Origin of the sequence: Bradyrhizobium icense, assembly GCF_001693385.1 — a bacterium.
GTDB lineage: Bacteria > Pseudomonadota > Alphaproteobacteria > Rhizobiales > Xanthobacteraceae > Bradyrhizobium > Bradyrhizobium icense.
Map to the genome: position 1 here is coordinate 3,533,462 of NZ_CP016428.1, position 24,714 is coordinate 3,558,175.

General features: G+C 62.0%; 23 protein-coding genes and 2 tRNA genes. 16 read left to right on the plus strand and 9 right to left on the minus strand.

The features are described 5' to 3' along the window. Positions 1-69: 69 nt before the first annotated feature. A complete protein-coding gene (locus LMTR13_RS16490) occupies positions 70-1,122 on the plus strand; it encodes a helix-turn-helix transcriptional regulator (RefSeq protein WP_065728782.1) in 1,053 nt (350 codons plus the stop codon). On the opposite strand, the gene LMTR13_RS16495 is transcribed toward LMTR13_RS16490, so the two are convergent. Next, positions 1,112-2,749, minus strand: coding sequence for an alkaline phosphatase family protein (locus tag LMTR13_RS16495; RefSeq protein WP_065732741.1), 1,638 nt, complete (start codon positions 2,747-2,749; stop codon positions 1,112-1,114). The two genes, LMTR13_RS16490 and LMTR13_RS16495, sit on opposite strands and share 11 nt — an antisense overlap. Before the next feature lie 237 nt (positions 2,750-2,986). On the opposite strand from LMTR13_RS16495, the gene LMTR13_RS16500 reads away from it, so the two are divergent. Continuing rightward, positions 2,987-3,433, plus strand: coding sequence for a hypothetical protein (locus tag LMTR13_RS16500; RefSeq protein ID WP_065728783.1), 447 nt, complete (start codon positions 2,987-2,989; stop codon positions 3,431-3,433). A gap of 34 nt (positions 3,434-3,467) precedes the next feature. Continuing rightward, positions 3,468-3,866, plus strand: a complete 399-nt coding sequence (locus LMTR13_RS16505; protein WP_197521116.1) for a hypothetical protein — start codon at positions 3,468-3,470, stop codon at positions 3,864-3,866. 56 nt (positions 3,867-3,922) lie between these two features. Here LMTR13_RS16505 and rlmB read toward each other — a convergent pair whose 3' ends face one another. Next, positions 3,923-4,750 carry a 23S rRNA (guanosine(2251)-2'-O)-methyltransferase RlmB gene (gene rlmB, locus LMTR13_RS16510; protein WP_065728784.1) on the minus strand — a complete coding sequence of 276 codons (828 nt, stop codon included), beginning with the start codon at positions 4,748-4,750 and terminating at the stop codon, positions 3,923-3,925. 206 nt (positions 4,751-4,956) lie between these two features. Here rlmB and LMTR13_RS16515 point away from each other — a divergent pair. Further along, positions 4,957-5,042 (plus strand) — tRNA-Tyr (locus LMTR13_RS16515). A gap of 121 nt (positions 5,043-5,163) precedes the next feature. On the opposite strand, the gene LMTR13_RS16520 is transcribed toward LMTR13_RS16515, so the two are convergent. The 3 genes from LMTR13_RS16520 to LMTR13_RS16530 all read right to left on the minus strand — a co-directional run bounded on the left by LMTR13_RS16520 (position 5,164) and on the right by LMTR13_RS16530 (position 8,060). Beyond that, positions 5,164-5,898 (minus strand): Crp/Fnr family transcriptional regulator, encoded by a 735-nt coding sequence (locus LMTR13_RS16520; RefSeq protein WP_065728785.1) that lies wholly within the window; start codon positions 5,896-5,898, stop codon positions 5,164-5,166. A 212-nt stretch (positions 5,899-6,110) separates the two neighbouring features. Then, positions 6,111-7,340: an ABC transporter substrate-binding protein gene (locus tag LMTR13_RS16525; RefSeq protein WP_065728786.1), complete on the minus strand. Its 1,230-nt coding sequence runs from the start codon at positions 7,338-7,340 to the stop codon at positions 6,111-6,113. A gap of 324 nt (positions 7,341-7,664) precedes the next feature. After that, positions 7,665-8,060 (minus strand): YciI family protein, encoded by a 396-nt coding sequence (locus tag LMTR13_RS16530; protein WP_065728787.1) that lies wholly within the window; start codon positions 8,058-8,060, stop codon positions 7,665-7,667. Between the two features lie 190 nt (positions 8,061-8,250). Between LMTR13_RS16530 and LMTR13_RS16535 the strand changes: the two genes are divergently transcribed. From LMTR13_RS16535 to LMTR13_RS16555, 5 genes are all read left to right on the plus strand, one after another. Beyond that, positions 8,251-8,448: a hypothetical protein gene (locus tag LMTR13_RS16535; protein ID WP_065728788.1), complete on the plus strand. Its 198-nt coding sequence runs from the start codon at positions 8,251-8,253 to the stop codon at positions 8,446-8,448. A 309-nt stretch (positions 8,449-8,757) separates the two neighbouring features. Further along, positions 8,758-8,831, plus strand: a tRNA-Gly gene (locus LMTR13_RS16540). A gap of 97 nt (positions 8,832-8,928) precedes the next feature. Next, positions 8,929-9,303, plus strand: coding sequence for a YbaN family protein (locus LMTR13_RS16545; RefSeq protein WP_065728789.1), 375 nt, complete (start codon positions 8,929-8,931; stop codon positions 9,301-9,303). Positions 9,304-9,634: 331 nt separating this feature from the next. After that, the gene (locus LMTR13_RS16550) at positions 9,635-12,001 is read left to right on the plus strand and encodes an ABC transporter substrate-binding protein (RefSeq protein ID WP_083219074.1); all 2,367 of its coding nucleotides are present in this window, start codon (positions 9,635-9,637) and stop codon (positions 11,999-12,001) included. Between the two features lie 277 nt (positions 12,002-12,278). Further along, complete coding sequence (locus LMTR13_RS16555) at positions 12,279-13,505, plus strand: CaiB/BaiF CoA transferase family protein (RefSeq protein ID WP_065728790.1); 1,227 nt, start codon at positions 12,279-12,281, stop codon at positions 13,503-13,505. Between the two features lie 66 nt (positions 13,506-13,571). Here LMTR13_RS16555 and LMTR13_RS16560 read toward each other — a convergent pair whose 3' ends face one another. Together LMTR13_RS16560 and LMTR13_RS16565 are read right to left on the minus strand one after the other, a co-directional pair. Then, positions 13,572-13,898 (minus strand): hypothetical protein, encoded by a 327-nt coding sequence (locus LMTR13_RS16560; RefSeq protein WP_065732744.1) that lies wholly within the window; start codon positions 13,896-13,898, stop codon positions 13,572-13,574. A 68-nt stretch (positions 13,899-13,966) separates the two neighbouring features. Next, positions 13,967-14,920, minus strand: a complete 954-nt coding sequence (locus LMTR13_RS16565; protein ID WP_065732745.1) for a LysR family transcriptional regulator — start codon at positions 14,918-14,920, stop codon at positions 13,967-13,969. Positions 14,921-15,060: 140 nt separating this feature from the next. Here LMTR13_RS16565 and LMTR13_RS16570 point away from each other — a divergent pair, with 140 nt between their 5' ends. Both LMTR13_RS16570 and LMTR13_RS16575 read left to right on the plus strand, forming a co-directional pair. Continuing rightward, entirely contained in the window at positions 15,061-16,005 is a 945-nt protein-coding gene (locus LMTR13_RS16570) for a Bug family tripartite tricarboxylate transporter substrate binding protein (protein ID WP_197521117.1), read from the plus strand. Positions 16,006-16,386: 381 nt separating this feature from the next. Then, positions 16,387-17,697 (plus strand): CAP domain-containing protein, encoded by a 1,311-nt coding sequence (locus tag LMTR13_RS16575; protein WP_065728792.1) that lies wholly within the window; start codon positions 16,387-16,389, stop codon positions 17,695-17,697. A gap of 312 nt (positions 17,698-18,009) precedes the next feature. Here the strand turns inward: LMTR13_RS16575 and LMTR13_RS16580 are convergent, their stop codons facing one another. After that, entirely contained in the window at positions 18,010-18,702 is a 693-nt protein-coding gene (locus tag LMTR13_RS16580) for a TetR/AcrR family transcriptional regulator (protein ID WP_065728793.1), read from the minus strand. A 210-nt stretch (positions 18,703-18,912) separates the two neighbouring features. On the opposite strand from LMTR13_RS16580, the gene LMTR13_RS16585 reads away from it, so the two are divergent. From LMTR13_RS16585 to LMTR13_RS16595, 3 genes are read left to right on the plus strand one after another with little or no spacing between them, the layout of a single operon-like run. Next, a complete protein-coding gene (locus LMTR13_RS16585) occupies positions 18,913-20,145 on the plus strand; it encodes an acyl-CoA dehydrogenase family protein (protein ID WP_065728794.1) in 1,233 nt (410 codons plus the stop codon). Positions 20,146-20,201: 56 nt separating this feature from the next. Next, positions 20,202-21,260, plus strand: a complete 1,059-nt coding sequence (locus tag LMTR13_RS16590; RefSeq protein WP_065728795.1) for a phosphotransferase family protein — start codon at positions 20,202-20,204, stop codon at positions 21,258-21,260. A gap of 18 nt (positions 21,261-21,278) precedes the next feature. Further along, positions 21,279-22,190 carry a DMT family transporter gene (locus LMTR13_RS16595; RefSeq protein ID WP_065728796.1) on the plus strand — a complete coding sequence of 304 codons (912 nt, stop codon included), beginning with the start codon at positions 21,279-21,281 and terminating at the stop codon, positions 22,188-22,190. A 17-nt stretch (positions 22,191-22,207) separates the two neighbouring features. On the opposite strand, the gene LMTR13_RS16600 is transcribed toward LMTR13_RS16595, so the two are convergent. Further along, positions 22,208-22,993 (minus strand): SDR family NAD(P)-dependent oxidoreductase, encoded by a 786-nt coding sequence (locus LMTR13_RS16600; RefSeq protein ID WP_065732746.1) that lies wholly within the window; start codon positions 22,991-22,993, stop codon positions 22,208-22,210. A 140-nt stretch (positions 22,994-23,133) separates the two neighbouring features. Here LMTR13_RS16600 and LMTR13_RS16605 point away from each other — a divergent pair, with 140 nt between their 5' ends. After that, positions 23,134-23,844 carry a histidine phosphatase family protein gene (locus tag LMTR13_RS16605; protein ID WP_065728797.1) on the plus strand — a complete coding sequence of 237 codons (711 nt, stop codon included), beginning with the start codon at positions 23,134-23,136 and terminating at the stop codon, positions 23,842-23,844. An 89-nt stretch (positions 23,845-23,933) separates the two neighbouring features. After that, entirely contained in the window at positions 23,934-24,701 is a 768-nt protein-coding gene (locus LMTR13_RS16610; protein ID WP_028349077.1) for an SDR family NAD(P)-dependent oxidoreductase, read from the plus strand. Positions 24,702-24,714: the final 13 nt, after the last annotated feature.

Sequence of the window (24,714 nt, forward strand, 5' to 3'; positions counted from 1 at the left end):
AAAGACGAGGAAAGATAATCGGCGGCCTGCTATCTTGCGATCGCGACAAAGTTCTGGGGTAAAATAATAATGACCGTCATTCCTTTGACTCGTTGCCAATTCCTCATTCCTTTCGCAGAGATTCACTCCGAGATAGGCGGACCAACTTCCGCGCTTCTGGCAAAATTTCAGCTTCCTACGTGCCTGGAAGAAAAAGCGGACCACTACGTGCCGTTGCTCCCGGCCGTTCGTTTCGCGACGGCTGCCCAGGGAAAGCAAGGATTATCAGAAATTGCTTTTCGAGCGTCTCAGCGTCTGTCTTTCGATCATCTGAGCGATGCTCTGCGCGCCAGAATCCGCCATTCGCCAACTCTATTGGTCGCTCTTCAGCAGGCGTGCAAGTGGGCACCGATCGAAGATACAAATCTCCATCTATGGCTAGAGCCATGCGGCGAGAGCTTGAAAATCTGTAGCAAGCTACTTGGAACGGAGGGCATTTCACATCTTGAGATGTCCCAATGGCTTCAGAACATATTCGTCATACACATCGTCCGTCAGTTCGCTGGAGCGAACTGGACTCCTGCGGTGATCGCGTTTGAAGCAATCTATACACCCGGCATTGAAGTTCAGCCGTATTGGCCGAACACCCGCTTCTTGTCAGGTCAAAGGGCCTCATGGATCGAAGTGCCGCTGCAGCTCCTGAGCCTTCCCAATCTTGCCGATGCCGCCTCGTCGAAGGCACCTGAGAACGAGCCGCGGTCGTTCGGGAAGGACGTCGTCAGCGTCCTCAAGTTGAGCCTGCCTTCCTACCTTGATGAAGGTGGTCCTACGATAATCCAGGCAGCAGAGATGATTGGACTGAGTGTCAGGAGTCTGCAGAGGAAACTTTCGCTTGCGGGACTTACATACTCGAGCTTGCTCGAGCAGGTCCGCTTCAACAATGCGATAAAACTCCTGCGCGATACCGAGAACAAGGTCATCGACGTAGCGTTCTCATCGGGCTACGCTGATCCTGCCCACTTTACTCGCGCTTTCCGTCGGATCGCCGGATGCACCCCGCGAGAGTTTCGCGATAGATGGAGGCACGCTAACGAGTCCGCGCCCCAGACTGGGTCGATAGACCGCTTTCTCCTCAAGGCTTGATCCCGATCTTCTCCCTGATGGCACCGAGCTCGGCCTCGTCCCAGATCCCGATCAGCACGCCGTTTTTCACCTGCAATTGCTGGGCTGCATAGGCGGCGATCTTCGAATTCGGCGTGGTGATGTGCATCTTCGGGTGCAGCGCCCAATCGAACAGCTCCGCTTGCAGCCGTGCCACGATTTCGGCGCAGGCCGGGTCGGCGCCGCGGTCGACAAATTCCTGCGGATCGGTTTCGAGATCGTAGAGCATTGGGCGGAAGCCCGACGCGTGAATGAATTTCCAGCGGCCGTCGAACACCATGAACAGGCGGCAGCGCTCGATCGGCTGGTTCAGCATCACGCGAACATCCTGCATGGCGTAGTCGTATTCGGAGAACACCACCTTGCGCCAATCGGCAGGCGGCGCGCCGCGCAGCAGCGGCACGAGCGAGCGTCCTTCCAGGATATGATCCGGCGGCGTTGAGCCGAAATAGTCGATGAAGGTCGGCGCCAGGTCGATCGCCTCGACCAGCGCATCGCTGACCGTGCCGCGCGTGGCATCGGCAGCGGCCGAGGGATCGATCACGATCAGCGGGATTTTGGCGGATTGTTCGTGAAACAGGTCCTTCTCGCCCATCCAGTGATCGCCGAGATAGTCGCCATGGTCCGACGTGAACACGATCATGGTGGTGTCGAGCAGGCCGCGCGCTTCGAGGAAGCGCATCAAGACGCCCATCTGGTCATCGATCTGCTTGATCAGGCCCATATAGGTCGGGATGACCTTCTCGCGCGCCTCGTTGCGCGACATGTTGCGCGAATAGCGCATGTCCATATAGGCGGCGAACACCGGATGCGCGTTGGCGCGTTCTTCCTGCGAACGGATCACCGACTGCACGTCCTGCGGCCCGTACATGCTGGCGTAGGGCTCCGGCGCGATATAGGGCCAGTGCGGCTTGATGTAGGACAGATGCAGGCACCACGGCCTTCCGTCGTCCTCGGCTTCCGCGATGAACTCCATCGCGCGCCGCGTCATGTAGGGCGTCTCGGAATGCTCGTCGGGCACCCGCGCGGCCTTGTCGGCGTGAACCAGAAGCCAGCCGTTCTGCAGGCTGCCGTCCTCGGCCGCGCCGGAATTGGCCCAATGTTCCCACGGATTGGGCGCCTCATAGCCGTGCTTGCGCAAATAATCGTCGTAGGCCGGACGCGGCCGCCCCGTGGGATGCAGGCCATCGTCGCGCTCATAAGGCTCGAACCCGCATTCGGATACATGCACGCCGATGATCGAGTCGGCGGGGATGCCGAGGCTCCTCAGCCCTTCGAGGTCCGGCGCCATGTGCGTCTTGCCGACCAGTACGTTGCGCACGCCGATCTTCTTCAAGTGATCGCCGAGCGTGGGTTCGCCGACGCGCAGCGGCCAGCCGTTCCAGTGCGAGCCATGCGAGCGCATGTAGCGGCCGGTATAGAACGACATCCGCGACGGCCCGCAGATCGGCGACTGCACATAGGCGTTGGAGAACAACACGCCGCGCTTGGCCATCGCGTCGATGTTCGGCGTCTTCAGCACAGGGTGGCCGGTGCAGCCGAGATAATCGTAGCGAAGCTGGTCGCACATGATCCAGAGCACGTTCTTTGCAGGCGTTTTGGCTGTCATCTCAGGCATTTCGGCTGGCATTGGGGAGAGGGCGGGATGGTGCGATACGCCCGAGCAAATAACAATCTAGCGGGCGCCCGGTCCAGCAATGTTAACGATTGGATAGCGCCATTTCTCGCAATTGAGCCGCGATCTAGCCTCGCGCGTTAGCCTTACCGGCAGTTTGGCCGGCCGCCTTAACCCCTCAAATGGCGTGCTGGATTAAATTGGGACTCCAGGAAAACCGGATCCCAAGCGATGCGCATCGGCGTCACACTGGCACTTTTCATCGCGACGACGTCGAGCGCCTTTGCCGGCGGCGGCTTCGAGATCGTGATTCCGGGCCGTCCCGGCGTACCCGTCATCATTAACGGCGTCGACGCATCCTATGCGGTGGTCGAGGGTGACTGGGGCCTCGGCAAGGGCACCCATGTCGAGCCGACCGTCTATGGCGGCCGCTATGTCGATCCGGTCCCGCGCGTCGGTCATTATTATCCGAGCGCAGGCCGCGTGCCCGGTTACGGGCGCCTGGAAGTCGAGCCGCCGGCGAACCGCCGCTTGCCGCAACCGGCCGAGAGCTATCATCAGTCCTGGTCGGCGCAGTCGGCGCCGCTGCCGGCGCAATCCAACGTGCCGGTCGACCCACCCGAAATCATCTACGCGCCGGACTATGACCGACGCAGGCCGCGCCACCTTCCACGTTAAGAAGACCAAGCAAGATTAAGGACAGGAGAGAGTAATGCATCAGATACTTAAAGGATTGATCGCGGCGGTCGCCGTCATGACCGCGGCGCCCGCGATGGCGTGCGGTTACTACGCACCCTGCGCAGCGCCGGTCTATGCCTCGCCGGTCGTGGCTTACGGCTATGCGGGCTGGGGCTGTAACCCCTGCGGTTGGCGCGAGCGTCTGCCCGATCCGGAGCAGCAGTATTATTGGGTCAACCAGGGCCCGACCTATACCGGTCCGGGCAATTTCGCGCCGTATCCGGTCTATCGCGAAGGCGCGATCTCCGGCTACGGCTATGGCTACAACCGGCCGTACTACGGCTATCGCGCGCACCGGTACTATCACCGGAACGGTTACCGTTACACGGGGCGCTATTACCATGGCCGGCCCGTGCTGCGCCGCTATTACTGATCTGATCGATAACTGAAGCCTTCAACGCCCGTTCGCTTCCCGCGAGCGGGCGTTGTTCATTTCATCAGTCCGAGCCGGCTCGCGCCGATGTAGAGCGCGAGCACCGCGGCGTTCGAGACGTTGAGGCTCTTGATCTCGCCGGGCATGTCGAGCCGCGCCACCGCGCGGCAGGTCTCGCGGGTCAGTTGCCGCAGGCCCTTGCCCTCGGCGCCCAGCACCAGCGCCAGCGGCTGCTGCAAAGGCACGGCGGCAAGGTCCTCGGTCCCCTCGCTGTCGAGCCCGACCGTCAGGAAGTCGCGGTCGTTCAGTTCGGTGAGCGCCCGGGCGAGATTTTGCACCGTCACCAGCGGCACCAGTTCCAGCGCACCGGAGGCGGATTTTGCCAGCACGCCGGTGGCCTCCGGGCTGTGGCGGGCGGTGGTGACGATCGCTTTCACCGCAAAGGCCGCCGCCGAGCGCATGATCGCGCCGACATTGTGCGGATCGGTGATCTGGTCGAGCACCAGCACGATGCCTTCCTGCGGCAGCGTATCGATATCGGGCGAGGGCAGGGGATCGGCCTCGGCCAACAGCCCCTGGTGCACCGCGTCGGGGCCGAGCCGCTGGTCGATCGCGTTCGGCCGGACGATTTCCGGGGCAACGCGGGTATCGATCTTCTCGTCCGCCAGCCGCCGGGCGGCGTTTTCGGTCAGGAACAGCTTTCGGATCCGTCGTTCCGGGTTGGCTAGTGCAGCCGAGACCGTGTGCCAGCCATAGAGAATCACCGGCCCGTCGGGGCTTAAGTCCCGGTCGCGCCGGCCCGGCGGACGGGCGAATTTCCGCCCTTTTTCGAAGGGTTTGCCGCCGCCACGGCGGAACGGCGGTTTTCGGTCGCGATCGCTCATGGGGAGCTTGTGTCACGGGGGCCCGAATATGGCAATTTGGCCTGATCGAACCTATTTTTGGTGGTCCGCCTTGGTTGACTTTGGCATCCCGCTTCGCTCATAAACGCGCCGGCCGCAGCCGTTTCGAAACGGGCTTTCGGCCTCAGCGTCATCCTTGGGTCCGGTCCTCCGCCACTCGGGCGGTCGGTTCGGTGACGCTGTTGGACGGGGAAGTGTCCCGAGTGGCAAAGGGAGCTGACTGTAAATCAGCCGCCGTATGGCTTCGAAGGTTCGAGTCCTTCCTTCCCCACCATCCTTCGATCGCGAAGCGGGAGAAGGCTGCCACGCCGAAGCCCAACGGGCGTAGGCGGGCCGTGGCCGCAAGCTACGGCTGACTGCCAAACCCAACTGGCAGCATGCCGCCACCCCAAAATTCAAGGAGAGGTGCACTCACGGGCCGGAAACACGGCGCGTTCGCCGTCATCGAACTCCGTAGCATACAGCTCCCGAACAGTTCGGTGGCACTCGCACGCGCGCCGCTGCAGGAGATCCTGGTCCAGGATGCTTAGCTTGCCCCTGCTGTACGAGATCAGCCCCTCTTTTTGCAGTTGGCTGGCAACGCCGGTGACGCTGGTTCGCCTCACACCCATCATCTGCGCCAAAAATTCCTGCGTCACCGGCAGTTCGGTGCCCACCAGATCGCACATCCTGACCAACCACTTGCACGTCCGCTGTTCGACGCTGTGAACCGCGTTGCAGGCAGTCGTCTGCTGCACCTGTCCGAGGAGGAATTGTTCGTACTTGATGAGCAGCGCGAGCAGGTCAGGAGAAGACAGGGCAACAGCTTTGAGGTGCTCCGCATCCACGACGCTCGCGAGGCCGGATACCTGGACCACCACTTTATGCAGCGACGCCTTGCTATCGATCGCCTGGGCAGCCCCGAATGCACCATCGTTTCCGATCATGCCGCTTTCGATCGCCCAACCATCTTCCAGTTCAACAACGCATGAAAGTATGCCGCTATGCGGGAAGTACACCTGATTGACGTGCGCGCGGCTCTCCGCAACGACCTTGCCACGTTGCATTTCCACAATGCGAAGATGCGGCCTTAGGTCTTCGAGATCGACAGGGCTTGCCCGGGACAGAATACGATTATTTGAATGAGGCATTCGTACTCTCTTTCCTTTGCAGACGGGAGCACAACACTCTCAGCCACCGACGCCCACGGGCATTGATTGTGTCGGTGATACATTCAATGTGGGGCGGGGTGGCCCGATAGCGAGTCAAATAATGTTTCGATTTGAGGTCCGCTGCGGTGCGGTAAGCCGTGCCCTGGGCATCCGCAAACTCATTGCCAGCCGCCGGCTCAAACGTGCGCCACCTACTTTTGGGCGTTGGAGAAGGCCGTTTCGAGCACGTCGCCAATCGGCTGCCACGTGCGGCCGTCGAATTGAATTAGTCGCAGGTGTTTGATCGGCCGAAAGTTCCCAGGTCCAGTACTGATTTTAATCCCAGGTAGCAACATTGAGCCTTGATAGTCTTGAAGCGCTGCTGCCTGCTTCATGACGTTCTCGCGAGACAGGTCGTTGCCGCATTGTTTGAGCACTTGGGCCAATGTCTCGGCGGCAGCATAGCCGAAGACGGCGGCACTGTCATCCTTGCCTCCGGCCCGATTATATTTCTCAACAAATGCCTGCCAGTCCTTAGTGCCTTGTTCGTCCTTCCAGGCCGGATCATTTGCATCCTTCAGGAAGGCGGCTGTAATGACGCCCAAGGCGTTTGCCGGACCGGCGGGCTGCGCCGTCGCGATCGACGAAGCCATATGGTTCAAGATGAACACCGGATGCCAATTGAGATCCGCCGCTACGCGGGCGACTTTCGCTGCATTTGCAGGTGCCCCTGCAAATACAAAAATTTCAGCTCCTGATCGCTTCAGGATCGATACGTGCGTGTCCAGATGCTCATCTGCAATATCGTAGGCGATGTCGACCCTGATCATCCGGGCGACGTCACCGAGCCCGTCTTCCAACCCCTTGAACAGTTCTCGACCGAAATGATCGTTCTGCCAAAGAGCTACGATCCTTTTTCCGGGGTAGAACGCTTGTATGTAGTTGGCGTAGATGCGCCCCTCTTCCCGAATGGAGGGCTGCCAGCCCATCGTCCACGGAAACAACGATGGATCGCTCAGATGATCGTCTCCGGAGGCGACGAAGAGTTGAGGAACTTGCCTTTCGTTCAAGTAGGTGCGAACGGCAAAATTCCCCGGCGTTCCGAACGAACCGAACATCAAGAGGACGTCGTCCTTCTCGATAAGACCGCGCGTAAGGTCAAGCGCGGTCGACGGATCGGATTTGTCATCGTATGAGATAAAGCGTACCTTACGGCCGTTGATCCCGCCGCGCTCGTTGATCATCTCGAAATACGCCGCCTCGGCTTTGCCAATCGCTCCGAAGGCCTGCAAACTCCCGCTATAGGGCATAACGTTTCCGATGCGAATTTCAGTGTCGGTTACGCCTGGTTCGCGCACCCGCTCGGTGATTGCGCTCAATGACGTAAGTGCCAAGACAAGTGCCAAGACAAGAGCGATCAGCGTTCGGACCCTGGTTTGCATCGGATGAACTCCGTTACAAAGAGTGCAGCCAGATTTCGAGACCTATGGGAGGCGCGTAGCCTGATCTAGATCAAGCGCCGAGAGATTGGCGGCAACGTGATCGTCGTTCTTCTTTGCCAAAAATCGTCGTTCTTCTTTGCCAAAAAATGGATGAGCCTCTGTCCCGACCGACTCATACCGGCGATAGCTGGTGGCAGGCTGGCGCAAGTTCCCGCAAAACGCGATGGGACCAGCGTACGCTGCCGGTCGGTTGTGTCAACGCGTCCTCTTTTGTTCCCTTGGAGGCCATCCGCCCCATGCGACGAAACTCGTCGCTTCGAAGCCTCAGCCTTTGTCGCCTTCTTGCGCGGTTTCCGGCAATGCTTCGCCGGGAAGATAAAGCCTGATCGGGCGGATTTCGTAGACGGCGGACGGATTGGCGCGCCGGAGGTCGCGGGCAATCGCGATCGCTTCCTGCTCGTTGGCGCAATTCAACACGTACAGACCCAGCAACTGCTCCTTGGTCTCGGCAAACGGCCCGTCGATGACCATTCCCGCGCCCGGTCCGCGCAGGGTGCGGGCTTCCGCCGTGCTGCCCAGCCGCGCCGCCGGCCCGAGCACCTTCTTTGCGTTGAGCCGCTCGTGCACGGCCAGCAGTTCGCTCATCAGGGCCGCGTCTTCCTCCGGGGTCCAGGATGTGACCTCGGCTTCGACGTGATAGGCCAGCATGGCGTAGAGCATCGCTTTCTCCTTTGTGGCGGACGGGATTGGCTGCCTTTCGAGGACGTTTCGCGGCAGCCGATCCCGACAAACGGCGGGTCCACGAAACAGTCCGGAAACACGATATATCCGTTGCCCCTTGAACGTGCCGTCGCAGGCCCACGACTGACGAGCAGAACGCGAGCCAACGCGCACCTTCACGGAGACGGTCATGCGAAGCAAGCCAGCCACGATCATTTGCGATGCCGTCAGGTCCTGCGGGTCGCCGTCATCGTCGCAGGCCGGCGACTGGCACGACGTCACCGGCCATCACCGCTATTACGGCAGTTCGGCCATCAATGGTGGCGAGCGCATCGTCGAAAACCGCCGCGGCCCGCGCCCGCGCTTCGTCAATCTTTGCGGCTTTTGATCGGCAACTAAAAAGGCGCGGCGGGAGAACTCCCGTCGCGCCCCGATGTTGTGCTCGCTGGTCCAGGGCTGAGAGCGCCCCGATGCCAGGCCAAAAGACAAGCCTAGCGGGCGATCCCAGCGAGGTGACAGCGCTTGGTATAAGACACTGGATCACCTCCTTTCATTGTTGATGGAAACATCAATATAAGCGGCGAATCAGCCCCTGTTAAGGGGCGCGGACCGGTCGAAAGGGTCCACGCAGGACACGGACGGGGACGGCGGGGCGGGTTGAGGCCGCCTCCACGGCGTGTTAGGTCATGCCCCGCGCGCGGGTGTAGCTCAATGGTAGAGCAGCAGCCTTCCAAGCTGAATACGAGGGTTCGATTCCCTTCACCCGCTCCATTTCATTTGCTGCCGCGAACGCGCTGATGCCGAGCCATGGCGTCAGCGGGAAAGCGAGCGGTCTTTAGTTCGAAGAGACAGGCAGGCGGCAAGTCTGATGCGCATCATCTACTTCAGCCTCGGTTGGGTGATGGTTGCGCTCGGCGTGATCGGCCTGGTGATGCCGCTGATGCCGGGGGTGGTTTTCCTGATCGTTGCAGCCGGCTGTTTTGCGCGCTCGTCGCCGCGGTTCGAGGCATGGCTGCTGGATCATCCGACACTTGGCAAACCGCTGAGGGATTGGCGCGCTGCCGGGGCCATTCCGCGGTCGGCCAAGGTCATGGCTTGCGTGGGAATGACGATCGGGTTTGTCGTGTTCTGGTACAGCGTCGACCCGTCATTGCCGCTTGCCGTAGGGGTGGCGATCATGTTCCTTGCCTGCGCCGCCTACGTCGTATCACGGCCGGCGATGGCCGATGAGAACGGCATCTAGCGCGTCGGCCTGTTCGACCGGGCGGCCACCCGCTCCATCGTTTAAAATTTAGTCAAGATGTCGCTGCTATCGTGCCGGAGGTGGATGCGGCCCGGGCACCTGCGGTTGCGACACCAACACGCCCTGATTGCGCGTGCGGTGCGTTAACGGCAATTTCGTGCATTTCTTGGGGCGAAATACGCGCTCGGTAACCATGCCTTACGGAACGCCTGGACTCGCCACAAAATCAATCCGATTGAGACACAATGTCGGCGAGTAGGGTTGAAACGGTGCCCGCTCGCATCACCCGTTCAAATTATTTTGCAGAGTATGGGCTCACAGGGGGACTGTAATGGGAGCTACGATCGGCATCACTCGTTGGCGTATGGAGCAATTGTCCTGGGCCTGGGCCCGCGACGCCATGCGCCGGCTCAACATCGCCCCTCGGCGCAACGCGGCAGCGGCGCTGGTGTTGGCCGCGATGGCCGGCTCGATGATGAGCGATCGGGTGTACGCGGCGCCTCCGGGCAGCAACGAAATCCGGATTGGCAACACCGCCCCCTATACTGGTCCGGCTTCCGCCTACGGCGTCATCGCCAAGGTCATCTCGGCCTATCTGGACAAGGTCAACGCCGAGGGCGGCATCAATGGCCGCAAGGTCAATATGATCACCTACGACGACGCCTACGACCCCAACAAGGTCATGGCGCTGACCCGCAAGCTCGTCGAGGAGGATGAGGTTCTCTTCACCTTGGCGACCATCGGTACGAACACGAACGCGGCGATCCAGCCCTACCTGAACTCAAAGAAAGTCCCGCAGCTTTTTGCCTTGTCGGGCGCCGCGGCCTGGGACCAGCCGCGCGAATTTCCGTGGACCATGGGCTTCCTGCCGACCTACGCGGCTGAAGCGCAAATCTTTGCGCAGTATATCCTGGAGAACCATCCCCGCAGCCGGATCGCCGTCCTTTATCAGGAGGATGGCATGGGCAAGGAATACCTGAAGGGCCTGAAGGACGGCCTGGGTGGCAAGGTCGCGATCGTGGCCGAGGCTCCCTACAAGGTCACCGACACCAATATCGATGCGCAGATGGCCAAGCTGAAGGCGTCCAATGCCGACGTCTTCATTGAATTCACCACGCCGAAATTCGCCATCATGGCGATCCGGCGAAGCGCCGAGCTCGGCTGGAAGCCGGCACATTTCGTCGCCTCGATCGCCAATTCGTACTCGGCCGTGATGCAGCCGGCGGGCCCGCAAAATGCGGAAGGCCTGCTCTCGGCGGCATACAGGCTGGAGGGTGAAGACGCGGCGGCGGCCGGTGAGGTGGCGTTCCGCGAGTGGAGCGCCTTCATGCAGCGCTATGTCCCGAGCGTGAGTAAGACCAACGGTCAGGCCGTGCTTGGCTATCTGGTCAGCAGGACCCTGGTCGAGGTGCTGAAAAACTGCGGCGACGATCTCTCGCGCGAAAACATCATGAAGCAGGCCCGCGCGATCAAGGGTGTCCAGCTCCCCATGATGGTGCAGGGCATCCTGATCAACACCAGCCCGTCTGATCATGCGCCGATCGAGCAGATGCGGATGATGCGTTTCACCAACGGCAACTGGCAGCACTTCGGCCCGGTGCGAAGCGGCATCGATCCGGGCGCCGTCTCCGAATCCTTCAAGACGATCTTCAAGTACGGCACCGCCACCAAGCGCGAACTGGCCAATCAGCTCAACGCCAATACCGTGAGCCTGATGACGGGTTCGTTCGGCTCCACCTATGCTCAGGTGGGCGCCGATCTCGCCTCCGTGCTGGACAACGGCACGGCGCTGCGGATCCTGCCGGTCATGGGCCGCGGATCGGTGCAGGCGGTGGCGGACATTCTGCTGCTGCGGGGCGTCGACGCCGGCATCGTGCGCAAGGACACGCTGGCCTATCTCGACCGCAAGGACTTCGCCAAGGACATCCGCAACCAGTTCGTCTATGTGGCCAAGATGTTCAACGAGGAGATGCACGTCCTCGCGCCGAGGACGATCAAAAGCATGCGGGAGCTCGACGGCAAGACCGTGGTGGTCGATCTGCCCGACAGCTCGACCTTCGTGACGGCGATCAACGTGTTCGAGCGGCTCGGGATCAGGCCGCATCTGATCTACCAGGAGCCGCGACTGGCGGTGGACATGCTGCGCAAGGGCGAGGTCGACGCGATCGTTGCGATCGAAGGCAAGCCGTTGCAATGGCTGAACCAGGTCAACGATCGCAACCTGCATCTGGTCCCGGTCGACTATGCCAAGACGTTGCAGGAGGAGTATCTGCCGTCCAAGCTTTCCTCGGCGGACTACCCGGGCCTCGTGCCGGACGGCGGCTACGTCGAGACGATCGCGGCCGAAGCGGTGCTGGCGTCGTATAACTGGGCGCCGAACAGCGACCGCTACCGCCGACTGGCGCTGCTGGTGGATACGATGTTCGACAAGGTCGCGCAGTTGCAGCGTCCGCCGTTCCATCCGAAGTGGAGAGAAATGGCGCCGCGGGCGACCGTGTCCGGCTGGACCCGCTTCAAGGCGGCGCAGGAATGGCTCGACCGCAATATGCCTCCGGGCGCCGCCGTATCGGCAGCGTCGGGCGCCGTGCCGGCTCCCGCGCCAGCCGCCACCGCGTTTTCCCCGCAGGAGCGCGACCCTCTGTACCGCGAATTCCTGGAGTGGCGCGCCAGCCGCGCCAAGGCCGGCGCGAACAGGTAATTGCGGAAACCAAGGTTTGACGATTGGAACGGCCCGCCTCGGCGGGCCGTTCTATTTTTGGCAAGGCCCCGCCGTTGCCCGTCTGGCATGCCGTACGCTCCCTTCGAGAACTCCAGCCTGGGCCGTCGCTCCGGCTGCGTTGCGCATCGGCGGGCGGCGAACGGATGGCGTCATGCCGGTAATGCAGGGCTCAGCGTCACAAAATGGTGTATCGGCAAGCATTAAAGCGCCGGACCTGTTCCAGCGCCACCACGCCAAAAATCTTCGGAGGAAGTTCATGTCGGCTCTGCCACTTTCGGGCATCAAAATTCTCGACCTGACGCGGGTGCTGGCGGGCCCGCTGTCGGCGCAGATGCTCGCCGATCTCGGCGCCGAGGTGATCAAGATCGAACGCCCCGGCGGCGGCGACGACGCCCGCGCCTTCGGCCCGCCTTACCTGAAAGACCCCGAGGGCAAGAACAACAACAACAACTCGTTCTACCTCTGCGCCAACCGCAACAAGAAATCCGTTACCGTCAACATCGCGACGGCGGAAGGGCAGGACATCGTCCGCGAACTCGCCAAGAGCTGCGACGTGATGATGGAGAACTACAAGGTCGGCGATCTCAAGCGCTACAGGCTCGATTACGAATCGATCAAGGCGATCAACCCCGGCATCATCTATTGCTCGGTGACCGGCTTCGGCCAGACCGGACCCTATGCGCCGCGCGCCGGTTACGACGCGATCCTGCAGGCGATGGGCGGCCTGATGAGCGTCACCGGCCATATCGACGGTGAGCCCGGCGCCGGCCCGATGAAGGTCGGACCCTCGATCGTCGACTACATGACCGGCATGAATTCATCGATCGGCATTCTGGCGGCGCTCTATCACCGCAAGGCCAATGGCGGGGAGGGGCAGCATGTCGACGTCTGCCTGTTCGACACCGTGATCGCAGCGCTGTCGCATTACGCGCAGATCTTTCTCGTCAACGGCCAGACTCCGCCGCGGCGCGGCACCTGGGGCAATGGCGGCATGCCGGCCGGCGTATTCCGCTGCACCGATGGCGAGTTGATGCTGGTGGTCGGCAATGACGGCCAGTTCCAGCGCACCTGCGCCGTGCTCGGCGCGCCGGAGCTTGCGACCGATCCGCGCTTCGTCAAGAACAACGACCGCGTCGTGCACGGCAAGGAGATCATGGCGATCTTCGCCGGGCTGTTTTTGAAGAAGCCCGTCGCCTATTGGCTGGAAGAGCTGGAGAAGGCCGGCGTCCCCTCGGGGCCGATCAACGATTTCTCGCAGGTGTTTTCCGATCCGCATGTCCGCTCCCGCGGCATGCAGGTGAAGGTCAACCATCCGTTCGAGCCAGATCTTTCCCTGATCCGCAATGCCATCACCTTCTGCGGCACGCCGGTGAAGGAGTATCGCGCGCCGCCGCTATTGGGTGCGGATACCAAGGACGTGCTGGCAACGATCGGCTACGACGAGGCGAAGGTGGAAGCGTTGAAGCAGCAGAAGATCGTCTAAGCTCTCTTCGTCATTCCGGGGCGCGCCTCCTGGCGCGAACCCGGAATCCATCGGGCCGCGTCGGATTCAGCGCAGGCCCTGCCGGTCGACCAGGATGCGGTGGATCTGGATGAACTCGGGAAGTTCGATCAAGAACTCGGGATCGCGGTCGAGATGGTGCACCTTCGTCGGCGTGCCCTTGGTGAAGGCGGTCATCGACTCGAAGTCGGGCCAATAGGAGATGGTCGTAAACCAGCTCTCGTGTTCGCGATCCTCACGAAACAACTGCACGCCAAGCGCAGTTCTCTCCAGCGGCGGGATTCCTTCGGCTTTGATATAGGCTTCATAGCTATCCGCGATCTCGGGCCGCGTCCGGCCGCGCCAGATGCGCGCGATGGTCGGCTGGGTTGGCATCGGCATCTCCTTTGCTGGAATACGACAATCCCAAAGCCGGCCCGAGCGTTCCCAGTCGTTCGGATGCACTATCTCCGCTTCGCGCGCGCTATCCGCTTCGGCTTGATGTCCTCGACGACGGGCGCGACCGACTGCGCGAACAGTTTTGCCACCGGACTGAGCGACCGATCCTTCAGTGCGATCAGGCCGATCGCCCCGCGCGTGGTCGGCAGTCGCACATCGACGGCGGTCAATTGTGGGTGTTCGTTCGGTGCGGTCAGCATCGCGCGGGGATGGATGCCGAGGAAATTGCCGTTGCCGACCAGCACGCTCAGCGAATAGGTGCACGCCGTGGTCACCGTCGCGCGGGGAAATTCCAGGCCTTGATCCTCAAAGGCACCGCGCATGACTCCCGTGAGAAAGCCCGTCGGCGGTGGAAGCACCCACGGCTCGTGGACGAGGTCGGCCAGGGCGACGTTGCGGCGCTTGGCCCATTTGCTGCGCTTGCTGCAGAGCACGACTAACTCGTCGTGAAACAGCGTCTCGACGGCGAGATCGTCATTGCCGGCCATCGATGCCAGCCGGCTGATGACAATTTCGACGTCGCGCTGACGCAACTGCCGCAGCAGCACGTCGGTCGGGCCGACGGTCAGTTCGAACCTCATGCGCGGATAGCGCGGCACCAGGCGGTTGAACACGGATGACGCGACCGCCGCCATCGGCGGCGTGGTGCCGATCCGCAGCTCGCCGACTTCCGGGTCGGCGAGCGAGGCAATCTCGCTTATGCCATGCCGCAATTCATTGAACACGATGGCGCTGCGCTCGAGCAGCGCGCGTCCGTAGACCGTCGGCGTCACGCCCAGCGACGAACGGTCGAGCAGCGGCGCGCCCACGGCGTGCTCCAACTCGGAGATCGCATAGGAGACGGCCGGCTGCGTGATCGAAAGACGCGCGGCCGCCTTGGCCATGCTGCCGGTCTCGGCCGCGGCCTGAAATACATGCAGGTCACGCAGCTTGATGCGTCGGTCGACATTCCAGACCACGGCAAGCTCCAATCAATGAATTTTATCGCGTTATAAGGAGAACGAGACTTCCTTTATGGATCATTGGGGTACACGGTCGCCCGGTCAAGACAATACAAGCATCTCCATCGACGGGGCATCCGATGCGCAAGATACGAATAATGTTGGCGGCTTCCCTCGGCCTCCTCATGGGCGGCCCCGCCGCCGCACAGAGCAGCGAAGCCACGATCCGGATTGTCTTGCCGTATCCGGCCGGCGGCGTCGGCGACACCGCAGCACGGATGATTGCCGAGTCCATGCGCGCGCGGCTCAATCGAACTGTCATCATCGAGAACAAGCCCGGCGCGGCGGGACGCCTGGGCGTGCAGGCGGTCAAGGACGCTCCCTCCGATGGCAGCGTCTTGCTGTTCACGCCGATCGCGCCCATGGCGCTGTTTCCGCACGTCTATGACAACCTCGCTTACGATCCTGCGCGCGACTTCCAGCCGATATCGCAGGTCGGCACCTACGATCTTGCCATGGCTGTCGGCGCCAATGTGCCCGCCAAAAACCTCAAGGAACTGGTCGACTGGCTGAAGGCCCATGCCGATCAGGCGGCCTACGGCACGCCGGCCGCGGGATCGTTGCCGCACTTCTTCGCGGTGCTGTTCGCCCGCCATGCCGGCCTGGAGCTTCGTCACGTCACCTACAAGGGCAACCCGCAGGCCATCACCGATCTCATTGGCGGTCACCTGCCGATGTTCTTCACCTCGACACAGGATCTCGTCGAAGCCCACAAAGCCGGGCGTGTCCGCGTCCTGGCAACGTCGGGGCGGGCGCGGTCGCCGGTGCTGCCCGACGTGCCGACGTTCACAGAAAGCGGCTATGGCATTCACGGCGAGGGTTGGTACGGGATCTATGCCCCGGCCAGGACGCCTGCCGAGGTGGTCGCGCAATTGAACCAGGCCGTGGTCGAAGCCGTGCGCAGTGATGAATTCAGCAAGCGGCTGACACCGCTCGGCGTCCAGCCGACGGGGACACCGGCCCAGGAATTTGTGCAGATTCAGAAATCGGATTCCGAGTTGTGGGGGCCGGTGATCAAGGCGTCCGGCTTCAAGCCCGAATAGCTCGCAGCCAGTTGCACGCTGTCGCTTGGTGTGAGCAAAAGCGCACCTGCGCCCCAACCTCGATCGTCAATTACCTCTCGATGGTGGGTAAGCTGTCGCTTTGCCACCATATTCGCTGCGCGTTCCCAGCGATGCGAAAATGGAAGCACGACGAAGCCCGTGCCAAACGGTCTCATCCTGTGTTTCGACGCAGATTTGTCGCGCGCCGCCGTGGGATGCTTGGAACTCCGACGGTTGCTCAATCGCGCATGACCATAATCCCATAAATGGTCACGATTGGGTCAACGGCTGATCACAGTAGGCCAATAGCAGCAAATCAGATCGATCGCGAATGGTCCTTCAGCACATCGTCATCAGTCATCACCCTGCGAGGACATCGTCATGGCGCAGCCGAGTACCTATGAGCAGTATTTGCTCGAACTGATTAATGCCGAGCGTGCCAAGGTCGGCGCTCAGCCGCTTGCCTTCGATGGCGATCTCAACGAGGCCAGTGAAGACCACAGCCAGTGGATGATCGGAACAGACACGTTCTCGCATACAGGCTCGGGCGGATCGACCGCGGGTCAGCGCATGACTGCCGCGGGCTATGCGTTCACCGGTTCCTGGAGCTGGGGTGAGAATATCGCGTGGGCAACGACGCGGTCGCCCGCCGGGCTGCAGGACGAAGTGCTGCTGCTGCACACGAACCTGATGAATTCGTCCGGCCATCGGGCCAACATCCTCAACGCCAATTATCGTGAAGTCGGGCTTGGCTTCGAGGTGGGCGATTACGGCGGTCGCGACAGCGCGTTCATCACCGAAGATTTCGCGCGTTCGGGCTCGAGCGTGTACCTCACCGGCGTAGCGTTCGACGATAAGGACGGCGACCGCTTCTATGACGTGGGCGAGGAGCTCGGAGGTCTGACGTTGACTGCTGTGAGCAGCACCGGCGCAACCTACACCACGACCACGTACGGTTCGGGCGGCTATGATCTCGCGCTGCCGCCGGCGTCCTACACGGTCACGTTCTCAGGGGCCGGCATTCAAACTACCAGCATGCAGACCACGATCGGCAGCAAGAATGTCAAGCTCGACCTGATCGATCCCGCCACAAGCGGCGGCTCCCAACCGCCACCTTCCGAACCACCTCCGCCCGCGTCGAACGTGATCGCCGGCACGGCATCAGGCGAGACCCTCAGCGGTACGGCCGGCGCCGACACGATCCAGGGCCTCGGCGGTGACGACCGGCTCTACGGGCAGAGCGGCAATGACCGGCTCGAGGGCGGCTCCGGAAGAGACTACCTGTACGGCTCCACGGGAGACGACACACTGATCGGCGGCAACGGAAACGATCGTCTCTATGGAGGCGCCGGCCGCGATGTCCTGACCGGCGGCGCGAACCAGGACAGCTTCGTCTTCGACACGAGTCTCGGCGCTTGGAACATCGACAAGATCACGGACTTCTCGACGGTGGATGATACGATCCGGCTGGACAACGCGATATTCAAGGCGTTCGGATGGAACGGCACGATGCCTTCTTCGGCGTTCTATACCGGCGCGGCCGCCCATGATTCGACCGATCGGATTATCTACAACAGCGACACTGGCGCGCTGAGCTACGATCCGGACGGAACAGGCTCCGCGGCCGCAGTCCAGTTCGCGGAGCTCTCGACCAAGCTGGCGCTCACCTCATACGATTTCCTGATCATCTGATCCGGAACGCTGGATGCTCGCAGTAGCAAGCAAGTCGCGTAAAGTGGGCAAAGGAGCGTTAGCGACGTGCCCACCATCTATCCGCGATCGCGCTGCTTGATGGTGAGCACGCGGAGCCTGTCATCGGGCGCGCGCGACCCGATGACTTTGCCCACCCTACGATTTTGCTCCGGATTGCGAACTGATTTGCTGCGCGCGCAAGTATGTGCGTTCTCTACCGCCACATCATTGCGACCCGTTGGCTCGCAATGATGTGGAGCAAGCCGTTGGCTCATCCGGGCTGCGAGAATTTAGCGCGTTGACGAGTCCAGCTCACAAGTCTTGCCGGGTCAGCCTCCCGTGCGGCACCACCGGCCGGGCGGGCGCTTTCTTCGCCGGCGTCTCGCCGCCGGTCAGCGCCATCACCGAAACCGAAACCACGCGGTCGACGATCGCATCCACGTCGTTGAGGTCGCACTGCCCTTCCGACAATCTGGCCAGCCGCTCTTTTTCCCGGATGGTGTGATGCGACATCGCCAGCGCGAAATGCAGTCCCCAGTAGAGTTCGGCGTCGTCGCGGCCGGGCAGCGAGCGGCGCATCGCGGCGATGAATTTCCGCAAGTGATCGACCTCGCGGTTCTTGATGCGACGGATCGGCGGCACCGATTCAATGGATGCGCGGATCATGAAGCGTGCCGCGGTCGAACCTTCGCGGTCCGGGCCGAGGCAGCCGCGCAGAGTGGGGCCTACCAGGGCGTGCAAAATGGCGTCGATCGGCGCGCGGCCGCCGCCTTTCTCCTCCGCAAATTTCAGCTCGTTGAGCCGCTCGCGGTTGGTAGCGAGGCTCCGGGTGACGAACAGTTCCGCGATCAACTCGTCCTTGGAACCGAAATGATAATTCACCGCGGCCAGATTGACGTTTGCTTCCGCGACGATGTCGCGCAGCGTCACGTCGCCGAAACCGCGATCGGCGTAAAGCTTTTCCGCGGCGGCAAGGATGGCAGACCGGGTCCGATCGCTCGACATGGCTGGCGCCCATTTGGGGGAGTTGCAATTCAAACAGTTGTATGAAACTATCGTTTGAAGGGCCGGAAATGTCAACCGCATTTGCGAGCGTGTTGCATCTCCAGCCGGTCGGCACGGTCAGCCGGATTCGCCAGACGGCTTGCAGGCCGGACGCGGCGGGCAGACAGTGCGGCCAAACGATTTCAGAAGCCGAGAGCCGAGGAGCGTCCCATGAATTTCGACATGTCAGAGAAGCAGAAGGATTGGCTGAACCGCGTCCGCGCGTTCATGAACACGCATGTGCGTCCCGCCGTGCCGGTCTACAAGCAGCAGGACGCGCAGGGCGAACGCTGGAAGGTGATTCCGATCCTGGAAGATCTGAAGAAGAAGGCACGCGCCGAAGGCCTCTGGAACATGTTCATGCCGCCGTCCTCGCATGAGGACGATGAATTCCGCGGCGCGGGATTGACCAATCTGGAATACGCGCCGCTCTCCGAGGAGATGGGCCGCATCAGTTGGGCCTCCGAAGTGTTCAACTGCTCCGCGCCGGATACCGGCAACATGGAAGTATTCATGCGCTATGCCACCAAGGAGCAAAAGCGCAAATGGCTGCGTCCGTTGATGGACGGCGAGATCCGCTCCGCCTTCCTGATGACGGAGCCTGCGGTGGCGTCTTCCGACGCAACCAACATCGAAACCCGTATCGAGAAGGATGGCGATCACTACGTCATCAACGGCCGCAAGTGGTGGTCGTCCGGCGTCGGCGATCCCCGCTGCAAGGTGGCGATCCTGATGGGCAAGACCGATCCGAACGCGGCGCGTCATCAGCAGCAGTCGCAGATTATCGTTCCGCTCGACACGCCCGGCATCAAGGTGGAAAAAATGCTGCCGGTGTTCGGTTTCGACGATGCGCCGCACGGCCACGCCCAGGTGCTGCTGGAGAACGTCCGCGTTCCCAAAGAGAACATCCTGCTTGGCGAAGGCAGGGGCTTTGAAATCGCGCAGGGCCGTCTCGGTCCGGGCCGCATCCATCACTGCATGCGCACCATCGGCAAGGCCGAGGAAGCGCTGGAGAAGATGGTGCGCCGGCTGTCGTCGCGCACCGCGTTCGGCAAGAAGATCATCGAGCATTCGGTCTGGGAGCAGCGCATCGCGGAAGCCCGCATCGATATCGAGATGAACCGCTTGCTGTGCCTCAAGGCTGCCGACATGATGGACAAGGTCGGCAACAAGACCGCGCAGCTCGAGATCGCCATGATCAAGGTGGCGGCGCCGAACATGGCGCTGAAGATCATCGACAACGCGATCCAGGCTTTCGGCGGCGGCGGCGTCTCCGATGACGCCGGGCTGGCAGTGGACTACGCGCATGTGCGTACGCTGCGGCTGGCGGACGGTCCGGACGAGGTGCATAATCGCGCCATTGCCAGACTTGAACTTCGGAAGTATGCAAACGCTACGCACTAACGGGAACGCTCTGATGGCGCTCCCCAAAGTCTAAGAAGAATTGAGGGAGCGTCATCGTGGCGGACGGCGTCAGGAAAGACGAAGAGTTCTCGGGCACCAAGGAAGTCGAGGAGCGTCATCGCATTGACGAGGCGAGCCTCGACCGCTGGATGCGCGAGCATGTCGAGGGCTATCAGGGGCCGCTGAAAGTCCTGCAGTTCAAGGGCGGCCAATCCAACCCGACCTACAAGCTCGAAACGCCGGCCCGATCCTATGTGATGCGCCGAAAACCGTTCGGCAAATTGCTGCCGTCGGCGCATGCGGTGGATCGCGAGTTCCGCGTCATCGCGGCGCTCGGCAAGCAGGGCTTCCCGGTCGCAAAAGCCTATGCGCTGTGCACCGATGACGCCGTGATCGGCGCCGCCTTCTACATCATGTCGATGGAAGATGGCCGGGTGTTCTGGGACCCGACGCTGCCGAGCCAGACGCCGGATGCGCGGCGAAGAATCTTCACCAGCAAGATCGAGACGCTGGCGAAGCTCCACGTCTTCAATCCGGAAGCGATCGGTCTCGGTGATTTCGGCAAGCCCGGCAACTATTTCGCCCGCCAGATCGACCGCTGGACCAAGCAGTATCGTGCATCCGAGACGCAGCACATTCCGGAATTCGAGAAGGTGGCCGAATGGCTGCCGCGTACCGTGCCTGAGCAGAAGCGCGTCTCGATCGTCCACGGCGACTATCGCCTCGACAACATGATTTTCCATGCGACGGAACCGCGGGTGCAGGCGGTGCTGGATTGGGAGCTGTCGACGCTTGGCGATCCCATGGCCGACTTCACCTATCTGTTGATGCAGTGGACCATGCCGGGCTTGGAAAAAGCCGATCTCAAGGCGCTCAACATTCCGAGCCTGGAAGAGGCCGCGCAGATCTATTGCGACGTTACCGGCATGGAAGTGCCCGACCTCAACTGGTACTTCGCTTACAACATGTTCCGCCTTGCCGGCATCACGCAGGGTATCGCCGGCCGGATCCGCGACGGCACCGCGGCGAATGCCAAGGCGCTGGAGTCGGCGGCGCGCACCGTGCCCCTGTCAAAGTCCTCCTGGGAATACGCTCAGAAGGCCGGCGCGATCTGATCCGCGCGACTAACCGACTTGGCACTCTCACCGAATATTCGCGGCAGCCTGCTGATGGCGGTGTCCATGGCGGCGTTCACCATGAACGACTCCATCACCAAGGCGGTGTCGTCAGAGATGAACTTCGGCCAGGTGATGCTGGTGCGCGGGTTGTTCGCGATCGTGCTGGTCGCGGCGTTCGCGTACCATCAGGACGCGCTGCGGCCGCTGCGCACGCTGATGCTCAAACCGGTAGCGCTCCGGGTGTTCGGCGAGATCGGCGGCACGATCGCGTTCATGGCGGCGCTCGTGCATCTGCCACTCGCCAACACCTCTGCGATCTTCCAGGCGCTGCCGCTGGCAATCACGCTCGGCGCCGCCGTGATATTTGGCGAGCCGGTCGGCTGGCGGCGCTGGTCGGCGATTGTCGCAGGCTTCATCGGCGTACTCATCATCGTGCGGCCGGGGCTTGCCGGCTTCAGCCAGTTCTCGCTGTTCGCGCTGGTGTCAGTGGCGTTCTGCGCGCTGCGCGATCTCGCCACCCGGCGCATACCCGCAAAGATCCCTTCGCTGTTCATCACCTTGCTGACCACGGTGACGGTGACCACGGCCGGCGGCGTCATCCTCGTTCCACTCGGCGGCTGGACGCCGCCATCCGCGAGCGCCCTTGGCTTGCTGACGCTGGCCGCAGTGCTGCTGCTGATCGGCTATCAATGCATCATCTCCGCGCTGCGCTCGGGCGACATCTCGGCGGTCGCGCCGTTCCGCTATTCCGCGCTGATATGGGCAATGCTGCTCGGCTACCTCGCGTTCGGCGATGTACCCGACGCAATGATGGTGCTGGGCGCCTCGATCATCGTGGCGTCCGGCCTCTACGCCTTCTACCGCGAGCGCATCCGTCACCGCGTGCTGGCGGCGGAATCGTCCGGCTTGCCGCCGGACGGGTTGTGATCATGGAGCTTTGGCGATCAGATTGGCTTGCCGGTGTACGGCATCGACGCGGTGAGGCCGCCGTCGACCGGGATCGCCTGGCCGTTGACATAGGAAGCGTCGTCGCTGGCGAGGAACAGGCCCATTGCCGCGAGTTCGTGCGGCTGGCCGGCGCGCTTCAGGGGATTGAGCTGGCCGATCTTGTCCTGGGTGCCGCGCTCCTTGGCGCGGTCGAACACCGGCTTGGTCATGCCGGTTTCGATCAGGCCGGGGCATACCGCGTTGATGCGCACGCCGGTGCCGGACAGCGAATAGGCGGTGGTCTGCACCAGGCTGATGACGCCGGCCTTGCTGGCGCCATAAGGGTGGCCGCTGGCGCCGGCCTTCAGGCCTGCAACGGAAGCGGTGCAGACGATCGAGCCGGATTTTTGCCGGATCATGTGCGGCATCGAATGCTTGATCGCGAGGAACGGGCCGATCAGATTGACGCGCAACACTTCCTGCCAGTGCTCGACGGTCTGCTCGGCCAGCGGAACCAGCCCGCCACTGACGCCGGCATTGGCCCAGATCGCGTCGAGCCTGCCATATTTCGCGATCGCCTTGTCGATGAACGCCTTCACGTCCGCTTCGGAACCGGCATCCGCCATCACAGCCTCGACGGTGCCACCGGCATCGCCGACCAGTTTGGCGGTCTCCTTCACGCCCTCGGTCCTGTCGACGATGACGAGCTTCGCGCCCTCCCTGGAGAACAGCAGCGACGCCGCGCGCCCGATGCCGCTGCCAGCACCTGTGATGACGACGGATTTGCCTTCGAGGCGGCCCATGAGCTTCTCCCTTACGGTGTTATGCGCGCTGGCGTCTGCCGCCTCGCGGAATTCAAACAAGATTTCAAACGTCAGAGTGACTTGAGGCGATGCGTGCTCTGACGTACAGCGACAACGAACGATATTGAAGGGCTTTGGCGATGTCCAATGCAGACAAACCGCGACTGGTTTCGACGCGATGGTGGTGGGTGCGTCATGCGCCGGTTCGCGAAGATAACGGCTGCATTTACGGGCAGAAGGATCTTGGCTGCGACTGCAGCGATCGCATCGTGTTCGAGGCAGTCGGAAAAATCCTGCCGCGCAATGCAATCTGGTATGCAAGCAATCTGAAGCGCACACATCAGACCGCACATGCGATCTGGGCGGCGGGATTTCCCAAGCCGATGGAGATGCCGCACGTAAATGCGTTCGCCGAGCAGCATCTCGGTGAGTGGCAAGGCCTCAATCGCGCGGCGTTCCTCGCCAGCCGTCCGCTCGGCAGTCACTGGTTTGCGGAAATCGACGAGGTCCCGCCCGGCGGTGAGAGTTTTATGGACCTCTACAACCGCGTCAGCGGCGCTATCGAACGCATCAATGCCGAACAGTCGGGCGGGGACGTGATCGTCGTCGCCCATGGCGGCACGATCAGAGCCGCCATCGGTCATGCACTCGGCGGCCATCCCGATAAGGGCATGGCCTTCGATATCGACAATTGCTCGGTGACGCGGCTCGATCACCTGTCCAGCGCCAGTCACAGCCGCTGGCGGCTGCCGATGGTCAACCAGCAGCCGTGGATGGCGGATGCCTCGCACAACGCCATGCACCAGCCGGCGGGACCGGAGGTCGAGCCGCCGGCGACAAAACTCGCTTGACGCTTGAAGTTGTCGAGGACCGCAAAGGCTGCTTAGTTCGAATTCAAGACCAAACCGGCATCGCGCTGGATCAACATCGGGAGAGAGACATGAGCTTGTTCGATATGACCGGGAAAGTCGCAGTCATCACCGGCTCGACGCGCGGCATCGGCCGTGCCATTGCCGAGCGGATGGCCGAGCACGGCGCGAAGGTCGTGATCTCCTCGCGCAAGCAGGATGTTTGCGACCAGGTCACCAAGGAAATCAACGACAAGTTCGGCAAGGGGACAGCGGTTGCGATCGCCGCGAACATTTCCAGCAAGGAAAACCTGCAAAACCTCGTCGACGAGTCCAACCGCGCCTTTGGCAAGATCGACGTGCTGGTCTGCAACGCCGCGTCCAATCCCTATTACGGCCCGCTCGGCGGCATCTCCGATGAACAGTTCCGCAAGATCCTGGACAACAACATCGTCGCCAACAACTGGCTGATCAACATGGTGGTGCCGCAGATGATCGAGCGCAAGGACGGCTCGATCATCATCGTCTCCTCGATCGGCGGGCTGAAGGGCTCGACCGTGCTCGGCGCCTACGCGATCTCGAAGGCCGCCGACATGCAGCTCGCGCGCAACCTCGCCTGCGAATACGGCAAGCACAATATCCGCGTGAACTGCATCGCGCCCGGCCTGATCAAGACCGATTTCGCCAAGGCGCTGTGGGACAATCCCGAGACGCTGAAGGCTTCCACGGCGCGCTCGCCGCTCTTGCGCATCGGTGTGCCCGACGAGATCGCGGGCGCCGCGGTGCTGATGGGATCGAAGGCCGGCGACTTCATGACCGGGCAGACCATCGTGATCGATGGCGGTGCTACGATTAGTTGATCTCGTGTCCCGG

Bases quoted from the DNA above. Each gene is read 5' to 3' on its own strand.
- LMTR13_RS16490 (WP_065728782.1), top strand. From the start codon at position 70: ATGACCGTCATTCCTTTGACTCGTTGCCAATTCCTCATTCCTTTCGCA.
- LMTR13_RS16495 (WP_065732741.1), bottom strand. From the start codon at position 2,749: ATGACAGCCAAAACGCCTGCAAAGAACGTGCTCTGGATCATGTGCGAC.
- LMTR13_RS16500 (WP_065728783.1), top strand. From the start codon at position 2,987: ATGCGCATCGGCGTCACACTGGCACTTTTCATCGCGACGACGTCGAGC.
- LMTR13_RS16505 (WP_197521116.1), top strand. From the start codon at position 3,468: ATGCATCAGATACTTAAAGGATTGATCGCGGCGGTCGCCGTCATGACC.
- rlmB (WP_065728784.1), bottom strand. From the start codon at position 4,750: ATGAGCGATCGCGACCGAAAACCGCCGTTCCGCCGTGGCGGCGGCAAA.
- LMTR13_RS16520 (WP_065728785.1), bottom strand. From the start codon at position 5,898: ATGCCTCATTCAAATAATCGTATTCTGTCCCGGGCAAGCCCTGTCGAT.
- LMTR13_RS16525 (WP_065728786.1), bottom strand. From the start codon at position 7,340: ATGCAAACCAGGGTCCGAACGCTGATCGCTCTTGTCTTGGCACTTGTC.
- LMTR13_RS16530 (WP_065728787.1), bottom strand. From the start codon at position 8,060: ATGCTCTACGCCATGCTGGCCTATCACGTCGAAGCCGAGGTCACATCC.
- LMTR13_RS16535 (WP_065728788.1), top strand. From the start codon at position 8,251: ATGCGAAGCAAGCCAGCCACGATCATTTGCGATGCCGTCAGGTCCTGC.
- LMTR13_RS16545 (WP_065728789.1), top strand. From the start codon at position 8,929: ATGCGCATCATCTACTTCAGCCTCGGTTGGGTGATGGTTGCGCTCGGC.
- LMTR13_RS16550 (WP_083219074.1), top strand. From the start codon at position 9,635: ATGGGAGCTACGATCGGCATCACTCGTTGGCGTATGGAGCAATTGTCC.
- LMTR13_RS16555 (WP_065728790.1), top strand. From the start codon at position 12,279: ATGTCGGCTCTGCCACTTTCGGGCATCAAAATTCTCGACCTGACGCGG.
- LMTR13_RS16560 (WP_065732744.1), bottom strand. From the start codon at position 13,898: ATGCCAACCCAGCCGACCATCGCGCGCATCTGGCGCGGCCGGACGCGG.
- LMTR13_RS16570 (WP_197521117.1), top strand. From the start codon at position 15,061: ATGTTGGCGGCTTCCCTCGGCCTCCTCATGGGCGGCCCCGCCGCCGCA.
- LMTR13_RS16575 (WP_065728792.1), top strand. From the start codon at position 16,387: ATGGCGCAGCCGAGTACCTATGAGCAGTATTTGCTCGAACTGATTAAT.
- LMTR13_RS16580 (WP_065728793.1), bottom strand. From the start codon at position 18,702: ATGTCGAGCGATCGGACCCGGTCTGCCATCCTTGCCGCCGCGGAAAAG.
- LMTR13_RS16585 (WP_065728794.1), top strand. From the start codon at position 18,913: ATGAATTTCGACATGTCAGAGAAGCAGAAGGATTGGCTGAACCGCGTC.
- LMTR13_RS16600 (WP_065732746.1), bottom strand. From the start codon at position 22,993: ATGGGCCGCCTCGAAGGCAAATCCGTCGTCATCACAGGTGCTGGCAGC.
- LMTR13_RS16605 (WP_065728797.1), top strand. From the start codon at position 23,134: ATGTCCAATGCAGACAAACCGCGACTGGTTTCGACGCGATGGTGGTGG.
- LMTR13_RS16610 (WP_028349077.1), top strand. From the start codon at position 23,934: ATGAGCTTGTTCGATATGACCGGGAAAGTCGCAGTCATCACCGGCTCG.